Annotated in this window: 10 protein-coding genes; all 10 read left to right on the forward strand. The window is 32.0% G+C overall.

The features are described from left to right. Positions 1-6: 6 nt before the first annotated feature. Positions 7-1,011, forward strand: coding sequence for a PorP/SprF family type IX secretion system membrane protein (locus DMZ43_RS11955; RefSeq protein WP_131508524.1), 1,005 nt, complete (start codon positions 7-9; stop codon positions 1,009-1,011). Between the two features lie 490 nt (positions 1,012-1,501). After that, positions 1,502-3,154: a tetratricopeptide repeat protein gene (locus tag DMZ43_RS11960; protein WP_131508526.1), complete on the forward strand. Its 1,653-nt coding sequence runs from the start codon at positions 1,502-1,504 to the stop codon at positions 3,152-3,154. Further along, a complete protein-coding gene (locus tag DMZ43_RS11965) occupies positions 3,154-3,819 on the forward strand; it encodes a response regulator transcription factor (RefSeq protein ID WP_131508528.1) in 666 nt (221 codons plus the stop codon). Before DMZ43_RS11960 ends, DMZ43_RS11965 begins: the two co-directional genes overlap by 1 nt. 242 nt (positions 3,820-4,061) lie before the next feature. Continuing rightward, positions 4,062-4,793: a hypothetical protein gene (locus DMZ43_RS11970; RefSeq protein WP_131508530.1), complete on the forward strand. Its 732-nt coding sequence runs from the start codon at positions 4,062-4,064 to the stop codon at positions 4,791-4,793. A gap of 386 nt (positions 4,794-5,179) precedes the next feature. Continuing rightward, positions 5,180-7,411: a hypothetical protein gene (locus DMZ43_RS11975; protein WP_131508532.1), complete on the forward strand. Its 2,232-nt coding sequence runs from the start codon at positions 5,180-5,182 to the stop codon at positions 7,409-7,411. A 9-nt stretch (positions 7,412-7,420) separates the two neighbouring features. After that, positions 7,421-9,028, forward strand: coding sequence for a class I SAM-dependent DNA methyltransferase (locus DMZ43_RS11980; protein WP_131508534.1), 1,608 nt, complete (start codon positions 7,421-7,423; stop codon positions 9,026-9,028). Then, on the forward strand, positions 9,025-10,353 hold the full coding sequence (locus DMZ43_RS11985) for a restriction endonuclease subunit S (protein ID WP_131508536.1): 1,329 nt from the start codon (positions 9,025-9,027) through the stop codon (positions 10,351-10,353). Before DMZ43_RS11980 ends, DMZ43_RS11985 begins: the two co-directional genes overlap by 4 nt. After that, positions 10,350-12,716: an AAA family ATPase gene (locus tag DMZ43_RS15115; protein ID WP_305036027.1), complete on the forward strand. Its 2,367-nt coding sequence runs from the start codon at positions 10,350-10,352 to the stop codon at positions 12,714-12,716. The genes DMZ43_RS11985 and DMZ43_RS15115 overlap by 4 nt, the downstream gene beginning before the upstream one ends. Then, positions 12,706-13,998 (forward strand): hypothetical protein, encoded by a 1,293-nt coding sequence (locus DMZ43_RS11995; RefSeq protein WP_131508538.1) that lies wholly within the window; start codon positions 12,706-12,708, stop codon positions 13,996-13,998. Before DMZ43_RS15115 ends, DMZ43_RS11995 begins: the two co-directional genes overlap by 11 nt. Positions 13,999-14,001: 3 nt before the next feature. Beyond that, positions 14,002-17,211: a type I restriction endonuclease subunit R gene (locus DMZ43_RS12000; RefSeq protein ID WP_131508540.1), complete on the forward strand. Its 3,210-nt coding sequence runs from the start codon at positions 14,002-14,004 to the stop codon at positions 17,209-17,211. The last annotated feature ends 91 nt before the right edge of the window (positions 17,212-17,302 follow it).

The raw sequence follows: 17,302 nt of genomic DNA on the forward strand, positions 1-17,302 counted from the left end.
GTTATAATGAGGATAAAAAAATCACTACTAACTATTTTATTGTTTTTATTTGGATATGTTGCACGTGCACAAGATCCTATTTTTACACAATCATTTTTTGTGCAAGAAACCTTAAACCCTGCGTTTTCAGGGTTTGAAGATAACGGTCGAACCCATTTAGGGCTGTTACACAGAACACAATGGCCTAATTTGGACTTAAAAATCAACACGCAGTACTTTTTTTGGAATAAATCTATAGAATACGGTTCAGGACAAGGGTTTGGTTTTGGACTCAGTGGATTAAGGCACCACGAATCGTTTACCAATTATTCACACCATCAAATCAATGCCAATTATGCGCATAGAGTTAACCTTAATGGAGGTTGGTATTTTAGACCTGCAGTTGAGGTAGGAGCAGGTTTTAAAGACTTTAGGTTTAGTTCCCTAACACTTGCTGACCAAATCAATATCAATACAGGAACAGTAAGCTCAACATCAGTAGACCCTTTAGCATTAAATAATGACAACGTCTTCTTTTTAGATATCTCTTCAGGAATTGTTTTTGAAAAAGAAGAGCATAACGGAATCGCCTATTGGTTTGGGGCTTCCGTAAAGCATCTTAATAGACCTAATATTTCTTTTGTACAAGGTGAAAATCTTCCTTTAGATATTTTTTATTCACTTCATGCGACCTATCGTTTTCCCTTTTTAAACGATTATAGTATAATGTTGACAACCAATTACATGCAACAAGGCGAGTACAATCGTTTAGATTTAGGTGCAATGTTTCAGGTTAATCAGTTTTTAGCTGCAATTACTGCGGCTTCAAACCCAAATGGAAGTAGCTCTAATAGTCATTTGTTAACTTCAGTAAACGCGTTTTTTGGTTTGGAGTACACTGATTTTAGATTTGGAGTGTCGTACGATTTCAATACATCTCAAATAGGAAGAACAAATGGCGTGTATGAGTTGTCAGTTACCTATTTATCAAGATGTCGTAGTTGTACTACCCAAAGAGGCAGAAAAAGATAATGCTTGAGAAATAAATTAGTATATCAAATAAAAACCCCAAATTATAATTTGGGGTTTCCTTTTATAGCGATACTCAGAAAAGATTAGACTATTCACAAATATGAGTTTTTATCATGTATTTTGTAATGGGTTTTAGGGTTTTACCAGTTTCAGGATGCAATCCCAAATCAGTAAAATATTCTAATTGTTTAGCACGGTTTTTTCCATACCAAATTTTTACACTACCATCATCATTAAAAAAAGCATAATTACAATCCGGAAGAACCTTTTTAAAATGATCGATACGTTCTTGTTTGTAGTATTTTAAATCTTTTAAATCATATATATAGTTCTAAATCAAGTTTAACTTCTTTATAGTGGTCTATATCCCATACCATTAGTCTTGGCTCAGTTTTGTTGTAAAAAAATAGAAAGAAAAGTACAATACACCCAATAGCACCACCTCCAATCGACCCAGTTGATTAAATAAAAAAGTTGTTATTTTAGAGGAATGAAACAGATATTATTTTCATTTCTCTTTTTATGTCTTGGATTAAGTTCTTGTTTTTCACAACAAGCACAGGATAGCTTATATTTTTACCAAAATAAAGTTCTCTATCCCAAAAACGCTACAGATGTATTTCAATCGTATAAATTCTTCAATGAAAGACTAAAAAAGGCTGAATTAAAAAGCGATAAACCTAGTCAATTAAATAGCATGTATTATTTGTCGAGTATCAATTATAAACTGGGAGCTTATGATGAAAGCGAGCAAATATCAGTTAAAGCTATAGGTGTTTTGAACAAGCATTCAACTATTCCAAATAGTATACATTATCAAAAAAGCTTTTATAATCTTTTGGGAATGCTTTATTATGAGCAACAAAATAAAAAGAAATCTTTAAGCCTTTATAATAAGGTGTTAGAGTTGTCGGTAAATCCAAAAGATAGTGCTATTGTCTATAATAATATTTCTAATACTTATAAAAAACATAATGATTTTAATAAGGCTAAACAAGCATTGTCTAAGGCTTATGATTTAACAAAGCGAATAGACGATACTTTAACTATTGCGCTTGTAATGGATAATTTAGGATTTATAAATTCAAAGTTATCTAATACTGATGACGGATTAAGGTTAATGAAGCAAGCTTTAAAAATGAGGAACTTTGTTAAAGATACAGTTTCTAAGTATAAAAGCTATACACATTTAGCACAATACTATTTTAATACAGGCAATAGTAGTTTGGCTAAAGAAAATGCGTTGAAAGCATTTGAAATAGCAGAAAAAATTAAGTCGGCATCCTACAGGCAAGATGCTTTAGGGTTATTAATAACATTAAGTGAAGATCCTTATGTTACGCAATATAAAAAAGTAAATGATAGTATAAATAAAGCAGAAAAAGAGACGAAAAATAAATTCGCTTTGCTCAAATATGATTATTCTAATTTTGAAAAAAAACTACTATTAAGTCAGTTACAAGAACAAAAACAAAAGTCAAAAACCGTTATTGCTTCTGTTGTAGCTATTGGTGTAGTACTACTATCTTTAATTTTATACGTTTTTCTAAAAACAAAACATAACAAAGACAAACTCTTACAAGTTGTCGAAACTGAATCGCGCATTTCAAATCAAGTCCATGATGAAATTGCAAATGAAGTGTTTCAAGTAATGATAAAGTTCGATAATCAGGAAGAGAACTCACAAAAAAGCAAACTGATAAAGGAGTTAAACAGTTTATACTATAAAGCACGAGATATTTCTAAACAACACAGTGTCATAGATGTGAAAAACTCATTTGAAGATAGTTTGATAGAGTTAATGAATAGTTACAATGATACTGATACTAATGTAATTATTAAAGGTGTAAAAGACATTGTATGGAAGGGATATTCTGAAATAAATAAAATCACAGTTTACAAGGTGCTACAAGAGTTATTAATTAATATGAAAAAACATAGTAAGGCTTCTTTGGTAGTTATTTCATTTCTGGAAACTAAGGGTAAACTTGAAATAAAATATAGCGACAATGGAGTGGGCTGTACTATAAAAAAAGGAAATGGACTAGAAAATACGGAAAACCGTATTCAAGCAATTAATGGAACAATTACTTTTGAATCCAAAGAAAATAAAGGATTTAAAGCAATAATAAATATTTCATAATGTTTCAAAAAGTTTTAATAAATGACGATCACGATGCAATTCTTTCTAGTATAACACAAATACTGAAAAGCGCTGGAGTTAATGTGATAGAACGTGCACAGTATTGTGATGAAGCATATTTAAAACTAAAAAAGGCTCAGCTAGAAACTGCAGAATTTGATTTGTTAATAACCGATTTGTCCTTTAAAAGAGATCATCGAAATGCTAATTTGGAAAATGGAGAAGATCTCATTCAAAAAGTAAGAGAAGACTTTCCAAACATGAGCATCATAGTATATTCCATGAAAGATCAACTTCAAAAAGTAAGGCTGTTGGTAAATCAATATGGTGTTAATGGATATGTCTGCAAAGATCGTAATGGCTCTAAAGAGTTATATGAAGCTATTAAATCTGTAGCTTTAGGCCAATTGTTTTTATCTCCACAAGTAGACAGAGCCTTACACCCAAATACTAATATGGAGATAGATGAGTTTGATATTCAGCTTATCAACCTTTTGTCCAAAGGATGGTCTCAAGATGATATTAGCGAAGATTTAAAAACGAAAAATATCTCACCCAATAGCTTAAGTACCATTGAAAAAAGACTTAATAAATTAAAAGTTCAATTTAAAGCCAATAATACAATCCATTTAGTAGCAATTACTAAAGATTTAGGATTAATTTAAGGACTGTTACGGATAACAGTAATACTTATTAGTGTTTTGACTATAACTTTGTCTTACTATTAGTTTGTATTAAATTAATATATAGGGAGTAAAAGCGCATCATGTTTTTGGTGCGCTTTTTTTATGGGTTAGGACGGTTTACGGAATTCCGTAAGGAATTAAGCATGTTGAATTCTATTTTTGAGAGGCAATTTTTTAGTCTTATAGAGTACTAACTAACAATCTTTAATATATCATATAAAATGAAAAAATTAATTCTGGTAATAAGTTTACTACTACTTTGCAACTTCCAAAATGTAAAAGCACAAAACGATGGTGATGCAGTACTTGGTATAGCTGGTGGTCTTCTTGCAATAGGTTCTGGGATAGCAGCTGTTGAACAAATGAAAGAAAGTGCAGAGTTAACTGCGACACAATGGGTATTGACTAATTTGCCCGAAATGGAAAGTTTTAGCCTTAAAACCTTGGATTTTGATGGTAAAAAACTTAAAGATATGTCTTCGGTTTCTGTAGTGTCTTTTACGATTCAAGAGTTTGAGCCAGATGATAAACCAGAACTTAACGGTAAAAAACACGTGCTGTTGGCATTTACAAGTCAAGGTTGGATAAACGAATACGGTATTAATTTTGACAAAATACAGTGGTTTCTTATTGATGCCAATGAATGGATGAACATGATGATAGCCTATGTAAAAGTGTCTTCAAAAGAAAAAGATGATGCAACACTCCAAAATACGTTAAAAGAAGGTAAGGTAGTAAACAAAGGTGTAAAGATAAAAAGTAAATTAGTGGTGCCTTTTTATAAATTGTCAGGTGATATGTATGTGGTTACCGATTATAATGATAAAATGAAACTACTCTATAACGAACGCTCATTAGGCATTTTTTTAAAAGAAACTAAAGACCTAGTGCAAATGGGTAGAGGGGATTTAATTAAGATTCATGAGTTTTTTTTTGATGAGGATAATGACTAACTATCACTTTAAAAGTTTAATTTAAGTGTCCTTATTAAGTACGTTTTTACATTATGAAAATCCGTAAACAGCAATAAGCCATGTTTAATACCTTGTAGTTGTTTTAAGAAACAAGAAAGGGTAATTTAAAACCTTTAAAGTATTTGAGGATATCACTTTTTTTTTACCTTTAAAGTCCCTTAATAATTAATTCTAAGTTTAATAAATCATTGCAAATTGTTGTAATGATTTTGCTATTAATTAAAAAAAATCAATCAATGAAATTACGATTTCTGTGTGCAATCTTTTGCCTGTTTTTGTTTAAGGTTCAAGCCCAAAAACTTTCTCTAAATGATTTAGAAAATATCTGCCAGAAAAAAAACTGGGAAAGTGTTAACCAGTTCTTGATGAATAAAGGATGGGAGTATTACGAGTCTTCAAAAGGAGATTCTGAGAGTTACAATACTATTACTTGGTCTTACAATAAATCTTATGATGATAAAGCATCTGCATGGTTCTATCTATACACGTATGAGGGTTTCCCAAATAAAGTGAGCTATTCTGTTTTCAATAAGCCATCATATAATGCTATTCAGAAATCTTTAAGTTCTAAAGGCTATAAACTAAAAGATAGTGAAATAGAAGACAACGAATTAATTTCAAATTATGCTAGTTCAAAATTCTTACTCACCATATCTACAGAAAAACGAGAAAAAGACAGTTATTCCAGTTTCGATAAAAGTATTACAGCATATGGTTTTACACTTATCAAAAAATCGAGTGCTTATGATCCTGGTAATGGTTTAAAAAAACTATACTTTGATGATAGCCAAAAAGTGGAAATCATCTACAATGTTAAGGATGGTAAGTTTGAAGGCGATTATAAAGGGTACTATAAAAATGGCAATTTGCGTATTGAAGGTGTTTATAAAAATGACAAAAAACAAGGACTTTGGAAAGAGTATGATGAGAGTGGAAATATAGTCTATGTTTATAACATTAATAATGGTGAATTGGATGGCGAATCAAAAGAATATCAGCCTGACGGAAAAATCAAAAAGACTAAGGTTTTTAAAAAAGGAATATTACACGGAGAAACTATTGATTATTTTTATTACGAAGAAACAAACCGCATAAAGGTCAAATTGATTACAAACTATTCAGAAGGGAAATTAGAAGGTGAGACTAAATTAATTTATTTCGATGAAGACCAGAACCAGCGAGTACTCTCAAAAGTGATGTTTGAAAATGACTTAAAAAATGGTTTTGCGCAAGAAATCTCTGAAGATACCTTAATTATTACCAATTATAAAAATGATAAACTTCACGGTAATTACAGGCTGTATAGAGATATAAAAAAGCTATTTGCAGGAGGTATAATACAAACCGATACAACAAAGTTATATCTTACTGATAGTGGTCAATACCAAAACGCGCTTAAAACAGGATATTGGAAGCATTATGATCTTGCTGGTGGTTTAAGTGAAGGAAATTATAGTAAAGATTTAAAAACAGGACCTTGGAAATTTTATTACTCAAGAATGAGTAGTAACGATAAGGAAGAACCTTATTCTCAAGAGTTTTATCTTGTAGAAAATTATACCAATGGTATGCGCAATGGGTTATCAGAACGATTTTCACAATTGCACTATGAAACGTATAAGTGCAATGAAGTAGATGAAAACAACAAACCTGTAGACTCTTGCAAAAGGCGTATATATACAAAATTACACCTCTTAGCTAATTACAAAGATGATGAACTGCATGGAGAATATATTCTAAAAGATAGCCTCGGAAATTTACGCTATAAAGGCAATTATATTTATGGTAAAGAACATGGAGAATGGATTGAAAGCTATACCATAGAAACAGAAGAAGACCCAATATACGTCTATAAAAAAGGAAACTACCAAAGCGGAGCTAAAGATGGGAAATGGATTGAATATCTTAACGATGAGCATATTCTAGTTGAGAGTAATTATAAATACAATGTTTTAAATGGCTTATATACCAAATACAACCTTGAAGGTATAAAACAAGAAGAAAAGCTATTTACAAGTAATGAGCTTAAAGAACTCAGAGTATATGATGCACAAGGGCATAACATAGAAAAAGTCTATAAAATCTTATCGGAATCCCGAAGTGCATACAAAGTACGTTTTATCAATCACTTTAAAGAAGGAGGTAGACTTGAAGCCGATTACCACATTGCTAAACCAACAGCAGAAGTACCGCATTACGACTTTATAGAATTGTTTCATAAAGAAATGAAAGGGTCTAGTAAAAGCTACCAAGATGGTATTGTTTTACTAGCCAATGCAGACGGAAGTGTTTCTTTTAAAGGTAAAATGTATAAAACAGCTATGACTGGTATTTGGGAGCATAACTATCCAAAACAAAATGTAAAGATTATTACTAAGTACGTAGATCACAGTAATAAACCTAATTCCGAAACATATTATACTTTAGATGCCAACCAATTATTTGATGGTGAATTTATCTATACTGATGAGGATACCGGTAATTACGAAGAACGACGAATTAGAGATGGATTGCGTAATGGAACTACAACCTACTACAACAAAGCAGGTGATAAGCTTAAAAAAGAAAAATATAAAGACGGAATTTTAAAAGACTAACTAAACATAATGACCCAACAAAATATAAAACAACTCGAAACCGAACTTTGGGATGCAGCAGACGACTTAAGAGCCAATTCTAAATTGACCGCTGCCGAATATAAAGATCCATTATTAGGTTTGGTACTACTGCGTTTTGCACAAAACCGTTACGAAGATGCCAAAATTGAAGTGCAAAACAACCTTCCTATAAATCCGCGTACTGGAGAAAAACGAGAAGCCAATAAAGAAGATTACACAGCAGCTGGTGCTATTATGTTGCCAGAAAAAGCCAAGTACGATTATTTAGCCAATTTACCAGAAAGCGAAGATATAGCACAAGCCATTAATAGTGCTATGAAGCTTATTGAAGCCGAATATCCAGACCTAGAAGGTATTCTGCCAAAAAGCTATCAGGAGTTTGATGACAAGCTGTTGCGCGACTTGGTACGTGTGTTTAATAAAGATGCCGTAAAAAATGCTAAAGGCGATGTGTTTGGGCGCATTTACGAGTTTTTCTTAATGAAATTCTCTATGCAAGGTGCAGGTGCGCAAGAAGGTGGCGAATTTTTTACACCACCATCGTTGGTTAACCTCATTGTTAATTTTATACAACCAAACCATGGTATCGTGCACGATCCTTCTTGTGGTTCTGGTGGTATGTTTGTGCAAACCGCACATTTTATAAAAGACCACGATAACAAAAGCGTTAACGAAGCCATTACCGTGTATGGTACAGAGCTAAAAAGTAACAATACACGTTTAGCCAAAATGAACCTAGCCATTCATGGTATAGAAGGAAAAATTATAGAAAGTAATAGCTTTTATACGAACCCACATAACCTCACAGGAAAGTGCGATTTCGTCATGGCGAATCCACCGTTTAACGTAGACAAGATCGATGCAAAGAATAAGTTTTTAGCAGACGATGATCGTTTACCTTTTGGTGCACCATTAACAGGAAAAGGTACCATAAGCAATGGTAACTATTTATGGATGCAATACTTCCACAGTTATTTAAACGAAACTGGTAGAGCAGGTTTTGTAATGGCAAGTTCCGCGACTGATGCTGGTAATGCCGAAAAACTAATACGCCAAAAACTGATAGAAACAGGCGATGTAGAATGTATTGTTGCTATTAGCAACAACTTTTTTTACACACGTAGTTTACCGTGCCATGTATGGTTTTTTAATAAAGGAAAGAGCAAAGAAAATAAAGACAAGGTGCTCATGATAGATGCCCGAAATACCTTTAGAAAAGTAAGCACTACCATTAACGATTTTAGCGACGACCAACTAGAAGGTTTAACGGCTATTATAAATGCCTTTAGAAACAACGATGTCACCTTGAGCTGTCATCCTGAGCCTGTCGAAGGAACAGTCGAGAACGCTTGGTTAGCAGAGCAATTCCCAAAAGGCACATACCAAGACGTAGAAGGCCTATGTAAAATTGCCACACTAGACGAGATTAAAGAGCAAGATTACAGCCTTACACCAGGACGCTATGTAGGAGTAAAGATAGATATAGATATGGATTTTGACTATAAAGGCAGAATGGCTGAAATACATACCGAACTAGCCCAGCTAAACACCGAAGCTAATACTCTAATGCAACAAATACAAAGTGTCAAGTTATGAGGGAAGGTTGGAAAGAGGTTACTATAGGTGATTTAGGTCAAGTTGTTACAGGAAAAACACCATCTACAAAGGAGAAAAAATATTTTGATGGTAAATATCAATTTATTTCACCTAAGGATTTAGGGGATGATTCACGTTATATCAATAATACACTAACAACTATTACTGAATTAGCAATTGAAAAATTTAAAAACCAAGTGCTTCCGAAAAATTCTATTTTCTTTACTTCATTGAGTTATGGTTTTGGGAAAATGGGGATTGCAAAGGATATTTGTTTAACTAATCAACAAATCCATTCTATTGTTGCGAACCCTGAAGTTAGTGATTTCAATTTTGTTTATTATTTATTAAGGTATAACACGTCACTTATTAGGTCTCATGATGCGGGAATTGTCACACCGATTGTGCCTAAATCAATTTTTTGTAAAATAAAAATCAACCTACCACCATTAAACACCCAACGCAAAATAGCCAGTATCTTATCAGCCTATGATGATTTAATAGAAAACAACCTAAAGCGCATTAAACTTTTAGAAGAACAAGCACAACTCACGTATGAAGAGTGGTTTGTACGCTTTAAATTTCCGGGTCACGAAACCACAAAATTTGATGAAGAGACTGGATTGCCTGAGGGTTGGGAAAAGGTGAAGTTGAATCAAATAGCAGACTTTCAAAATGGTTATGCTTTTTACACAAAAGGTTATTCTGAAAATGGTTATACAATAATTGATTTAGGTAATGTCTCAGAGTATGGTGATCTAAATATAACTGGAAAAGAAAAATTTATTTCTGAAGAGCTATACAATGAATTGCCAAAATTTCATTTAAACAAGTATGATATTGTAATTGCTATGACTGATGTTACAAGTGCTTTAAGAATTCTTGCTAAATCTGCAATAATTGATAAAGACAATACTTATGCATTGAATCAAAGAGTCGGAATGTTGAGACCAAATACTGAATTATTTGATTACGCATTTTTATATGCTTTATTGAGTGATCCAAGATTTATAGGCAGAATGAAAGCTATGTCTAAAGGTGCAGTACAATTTTATTTTAATACAAAAGACATAGTTAATTATGAGACTTTTTTACCTTCAAAGGATGTCATCGAAAATTTCACGAAAATTTATAAGCCAATTTTAGAATTGAGAATGAAGCTTAAGGATCAAAACCAACACTTAAAAGAAGCACGCGATATATTGTTACCACGCTTAATGAGTGGGATGATAGATGTAGATAAGCTTGATGTTGGAAGCTTGACGTATGAAGTTAATGATAGTTTAGGTATGGTGGCAGAGGAGAATAAAATTTATAGTAAATGAATCAAAAGCTAGATTTTGTTACAAAAGAGCTGATAGATAAGGCTGTTTTAGAAATTGATAAAAATGGTATTCCATCTGATAGAAAAGGAACTAAATATGCTGTAGTTATCAACGGAAAAAATTACCCTTTTAAGCTATTGATAACAGAGGCAGCCAAATTAGTTGGTATTAGTTTAAAGCCAAGTGATTTTAGTAGTAATGCGCATTACAGAACCAACCTTCAAGAAATTACAAACTATCCAGTAATAAATTTAAAAAATACAATGACATTTAAAGATTTAAAAGACTTAGTAGAACTAATAAACAAAGACTTAGGTGACTTTTGTTCGCAATTTCAGTATAAGCGTAAGGAGCTTTTAAATATGGGTAGTGCAACCAATAGAGATAAACTCTTTATTATATCAAAGGATGATAGAGATTGGGTGATTAATCCTGGTGGTGGAACAGAACTTCAATATCATCTGTATCTAAGAAATAATGAAATTGGTTATGGTTTAGGTTTTAATACCCAGTACGTGCCTTTTGCTAATAAAAAAACACCTGTTGAGTATATAAAACCTTATGCAGATAGCTTTCTGTCTAAATCAGAGTATTACAATAATTTAAAGTCTTTAGGTTTTGATTATCTCATAGGTGATGAAAGTCAATTAAAAAATTTGGCTTACGATAACTATGTTTTAATTGGTAAAAAAACCGATGCTGTTAATAAAAATGGAGATTATGAGATAAGCGATGCTTTTTATCAAGAAATGATAAACAATCTTAAAGGTATTTTATTTGAAACCTATAAAGAAGTTGTTGCTAATAAAAAAGAAAAATTTATGAGATTTACTTTTTCACAAATGGAGGAAATGTTCAAAGATTATTTAACGAGAGTAATACCTAATAGCGTTAAAAACTATTTGTCAGCTGTTTCAACTATTAACAATATCGGATTAAATAATGGCGCATTGAATGAGACTCTTTATGAAGTCCAGGATATAACAGCTTACAATGTTTTAATGGAAGAATTAAAAAATGATGATGAATATTTAGAAAAAAATCGAGTAGGACATAGTATGTTTTCTTCATCACTAAAAAAATACAATGGATTTTTACTTGAACTAGAAAATATGAATACTGAAGTAGAAAAGAGTCAATTTGAGAACTTACTGTATTATAAGAAACAAATCATTTTACAAGGTCCACCAGGTACAGGTAAAACATATTCAGGGAAAGATTTAGCAGAACGAATTATTTTTCCTAATCACCCAATTTCTAATGATAAAAAAGTTCAAAAAGAAAAGTTAGAACAGAGTGGACGGTTTAAGTTAGTACAGTTTCATCCATCTTATTCTTATGAAGATTTTATTAGAGGTATTTCTGTCAAAAGCGAAGGAGAGCATATTAGCTATGAAACAGAAAATAAGACATTAGCAGCTTTTGCTGAGGAAGCTTATAATAATTTGGTGGCAAGTAAAAAAGATGTAGAAGACTTTTCAAAAGAAGAAGGTTTAAGGGAACTGTTGGATGAATTTGCTGAAAAAATTCAAGATACCATTGACGAGGAGGAAATTTATAAAATTACGGAAGCAGTTTCTATTGTTGCTGTAGAAGAAGATGCCTTTAGGTATACAGGCAAGTGGAAAACAAGCCAACGTATGAAATTTAAGGATTTGGTTTCAGCTATTTTGCAAAACGTAGATTCACGAAGAGATTTTAAATCCTTAGAAAATGTTTCAGGTTTAGCTAAACAGCATTCAACCTATTTTTATAAAGTAATAGAGCAATTCAGAAAAGAGTTTAGTGAACAAATTAATGAAGCTTTAACTAAAACCATTTCTAAACCACAATTAAAAAATTACGTCCTAATCATTGACGAAATAAACAGAGCAAATTTACCATCAGTTTTGGGTGAGCTTATTTATGCATTAGAATATAGAGGTGAAGCGGTAGAAAGTATGTACGCCATTGATGGTGATGCTAAAATTATCATTCCAGCAAACCTATATATTATTGGTACTATGAATACCGCAGACCGTAGTGTTGGACATATAGATTATGCTATAAAACGTCGTTTTGCTTTTGTAGATGTATTACCAAATGCAGAGGTGATTATCAACGAAAAAGCGAAAGCCTTATTTAATAAAGTAAGCGAATTGTTTAGCGATGACTATTTAGCGTCAGACTTTGATGCTAAAGATGTGCATTTAGGACATAGTTACTTTTTATTAGAAGAAAATAGTGAGCTTACAGAGTCGGAACAATTACAACTAAAATTAGATTATGAAATTTTACCAATCTTAAGCGAATATGTAAAAGATGGTTTATTATTAGAAACAGCAAAAGACAAAATAAAAGAGATTTCAGAGTTTGAGTGTTAAGCCATTTACATATTACGAGCACGAGCAAAACGTGATTTTAAATTCAGATGAAACTTCTGGATTTGTAAAATCACAATACCAAAAAAAATTTGCAAAACAACATAAAGGTAATGATGCGAGTTTGCCTTGTTTTTCAATCCATAAAAAAAATGAAGACGACAAGGAATATCTACTAAATACATGGTATTTTATAGGATTAGATTGGATAGAGACAAACAAATCGGCATTGTATGTAGCACCAAAGCTTAATCATGAGGCTCAAGAAATAGATTTTATAGCAATGTTGTTATCGTCTTTAAAACACGAAGCAGTAGTCAAAAATTTAGAAGAACTATTTGTAGTAAAATGGCATAAACCAACCATACAGATAACTCAAAAACAAGACTTGTTAACACCTTTTTTAGTGGTAGAATTTTTGAGTTTATTAAAGCAGATTGTTAGAAAAGGATTGAAAAAATCCTACTACAAAGTAGAGCAAAATTTACAAGGTAGAGTTAAAGGTAAAGTGCAAGTTGCTAAAACTATAAAACAGAACTTGGTTAAAAATAAAAGCCTTTATACATATTGCGCTTTTGATGAGTTTGGTATTGATAATAAAGAAAACCGATTATTAAAAAAGGCCTTATTATTTATAAAACGTTATTTGCCAACTTATGGTCAATTAACAAATCATAAAGACTTGCAAAACACCTATAATTATATCAATCCAGCTTTTGCACAAGTGACTGATGCTATTGATGTTTCGGAAATAAAACAAACCAAAACCAATGTGTTTTATAAAGAGTATGAGCAGGCACTATATTTAGCAAAACTAATTTTAAAACGTTTTGGTTATAACATTTCTAATACCATAAAAGAAACAGTACAATCACCACCATTTTGGATAGATATGACCAAGTTGTTTGAACTGTATGTTTTGGGGTTATTAAAGGATCGATTTCATAATCAAGTAAAGTTTCAATATAAGTATTATGGTAATGAATTGGATTATTTATTGAATAACGAACAATACCAAATGGTTATAGATGCGAAGTATAAGTTAAAGTACCTAAATGGTAAATACGATGAAGATATTAGGCAAGTAAGCGGTTATGCTAGATTAAAAAAAGTATACCAAGCATTAAATAAAAAACAAGGAGAAATAATAGACTGTTTGATAATTCATCCAGATCAAGACAATGGTTTTGATGATTTGAAAGAAATAGATTTAAAACAAACAGAAATAGACCAGTATTACGATGTATATAAGTTAGGTGTTAAACTACCTTTAGTAAAAGAATAAATTATGAGCTACGAATACTCAGAAGACGGTTTAATAGAACAGGCTACACAAGATGTGTTAGAAGAATTAGGGTGGACTGTGGTGACTGCTTGGAAAAAAGAATCTTTCGGTACAGAGGGTTTGTTAGGTAGAGAAGATAAAACCGAGGTAGTTTTAAAACGCTATCTATTCCAAGCCATACAAAAACTAAATCCAAACCATCCAGAGCAAGCCTATGAGCAGGCAATCGATTTAATTACTCAAAACGTAGCAGATCAAACCTTAGGAAGAATCAATAAAGAAAAAACCGACTATCTTAAAAATGGTGTGCCAGTTAGTTATACCAATACTAAAGGCGAATTGGTAAAAACCAAGCTAAAGGTATTTGACTTTAAAAATTACGAAAACAATCACTTTTTAGCCGTTAGACAGTTTGAGGTTTTAGGTGAACTCTATTTACGTAGACCAGATGTGGTAGGTTTTGTAAATGGTATTCCTTTAGTGTTTTTTGAGCTAAAAGCGCATCACCAAGATTTACGTCATGCCTACAACGATAATTTAAAAGATTATAAAGATACAATACCACATGTGTTTCATAACAATGGATTTGTGATTTTGAGTAATGGTACAGATGCTAAAGTAGGTACCATAACTAGCCCTTACAAATTCTTTTTAGAATGGAAACGTATAGAAGAGGAAGAAGAAGGAGAAGTTAGCTTAGATACGATGTTACGTGGTACCTGCGCCAAACATCGATTGATGGATATTTTTGAAAACTTTCTCTTGTTTGACGATTCTCAAGGTGATGTTATTAAATTAATGGCTAAAAATCATCAATACATTGGTGTAAATAAAGTTATAGACAATGTTGATAATATAGAAGACCTAGAAGGTAAACTTGGTGTGTTTTGGCACACGCAAGGATCTGGTAAATCCTATTCTATGGTGTTTTTATGCGAAAAAATTCATCGTAAACTCGGTGGTTCTTATACGTTTTTAATTGCGGTTGATAGAACCGAGTTAGAAAACCAGTTGTACGATACGTTTTCTGGTGTTGGTGTTGTTAATGATAAAAATATAATAGCAGGAAAGAAAAAAGGTATGACAGGTCGTGAGCATTTGCGAGAGTTGTTAGCCGAAAATCATCGTTATGTATTTACGTTGATTCATAAATTTTCGATAGACCCCAAAATAGAAAACGAATATCCACTTATTACAGAGCGTAAAAATATTATCGTCATCAGTGATGAAGCCCATCGTACACAGTCAGGTACCTATGCTAGAAATATGCGTTTTCATGGATTACCAAATGCGTCTTATTTAGGCTTTACAGGTACGCCCATTATAAAAGAAGAAGAAGAGCTAACCAAAAACATTTTTGGTGAGTATGTGTCTATATACGACTTTAAACGTGCGATTGAAGATGAAGCAACGCTTCCTTTGCGATACTTGAATAGAGGTGAAAAGCTAGACATTACTAATCCAGAATTGGATGAACGTATGGCAGAAGTGTTTGAAAATGAAGATTTAGATGATGATCAAAAAAAGAAATTAGAATACCTTTTTAGTAGAGATTATCCAATATTAACTTCTCAACCAAGATTAGAAGCTATTGCGAAAGATTTGGTTTGGCACTTTAACGAACGCGGTTATCAAGGTAAAGCCATGTATGTGGCTTTAGATAAACCTACTGCAGTAAAAATGTACGACTTAGTACAACAATATAGGCCAGAATACCTTAAAGAATTGCAACAGCGTATAGATAACGCAACCGACCAGCAGGAAGAGCAGGAGTTAAAACGAAAGTATAACAAAGTTAAGGAAACTGAAGTTTGTGTGGTGGTTAGTGGTGAACAAAATGAAGTGGATAAGTTCAAGAAAATGAATTTAGACATTGAAATACACCGAAAAAAAATGGTTGAGCGTAATCTTGAAAAAGAGTTTAAAGACGAAGATAATACGTTTCGTTTAGCAATAGTCTGTGCCATGTGGATTACAGGTTTTGATGCGCCATGTGTTTCTACAGTATATCTAGATAAACCTATTAAAGGACATACCTTAATGCAAACTATAGCAAGAGCCAATCGTGTGTATGATGACGAGAAAGAAAATGGGTTAATTGTCGATTATGGTAATGTGTATAAACAATTAGAGAAAGCGTATTCTATTTATGGAGAAGGAAGTAAAGGCTCAGGTAATACAAATAAGCCAGGAAAACCAGTAGAACCATTAGAAGATGTTGAGGTAGAGTTAAAACAAGCCATTAAAGACGTAAAAGCCTATTTAAAGGAACTTAATTTTTCTTTACAAGAGTTAAAAGATGCGAAGCCAATGTCTAAAATTGCTAAAATAAAACAAGCAACAGATGCTGTATGTCTTAATGAGACTACAAGAACTACATTTGAGACGATGGCGCGTAATGTATTTAGAAAATACAAAGCACTATTTCCTTCAGATAAATTAAAGAAGCATGTTAAAGATTTTAATGCAATTGAAGCCATTTATACAGCTCTCAATCAAAATGTAAAAGGAGCAGATGTAACGCAAATCATAATGGATCTTCAAGCGATTGTGAGCGAAAGTGTAACTATTCAAGATAATATAATTAAAGAAGATGAAGAAGAAGTGTATGTTGATTTAGCATCCTTAGATTTTGATAAATTAAGAGCAGCTTTTGCTAAGACACCACGAAAGAACACTTTAGTGTTTAATTTACAGGATGCGATTGAGCAACGTTTAGAACAAATGATGAAAGAAAATCCGTTACGGATAGAATTTTACGATAGATATAAAAAAATCATAGAAGAATATAACAAAGGAAAAAGTCTTGAAGATACCATGAAGACGTTTGAGAACTTAAGTGATTTTATAAAAGATCTTTCTTTTGAAGAACAACGTGTAGTTCGTGAAAATTTAAAAGATCAAGAAACCCTAGCTATTTTTGATCTGCTAAAAGAGGGTAAAGAATTATCAAGTAAAGAAATTAAAGACGTAAAAAAAGTAGCAGCCAAAACATTGGAAACATTAAAGTCTGAAAAACTTAAAATAGATAATTGGAGAGAGAGTCGTCAAATTAAAGCACAAGTAAAGAGCTTAATTTATGACAATTTACTGTACTTGCCACAAGAGCAATATTCTGATGAAGAAGTAGGAATAAAAACAGCCAATGTTTACCAGCATATCTTTACTAACTATTATGGGAGTGGAAAGAGTGTTTATTCCAATGTTAGCTAATAGTAATATTTTTAAATGATCTTTTTTAGTTCATCTAAAATCAAAGTTTAGTTTTACCATCTCATTTATGCATTTATAAAAATCTAGGATA

Origin of the sequence: Meridianimaribacter sp. CL38 (assembly GCF_004328055.1) — a bacterium.
GTDB lineage: Bacteria > Bacteroidota > Bacteroidia > Flavobacteriales > Flavobacteriaceae > Gaetbulibacter_B > Gaetbulibacter_B jejuensis.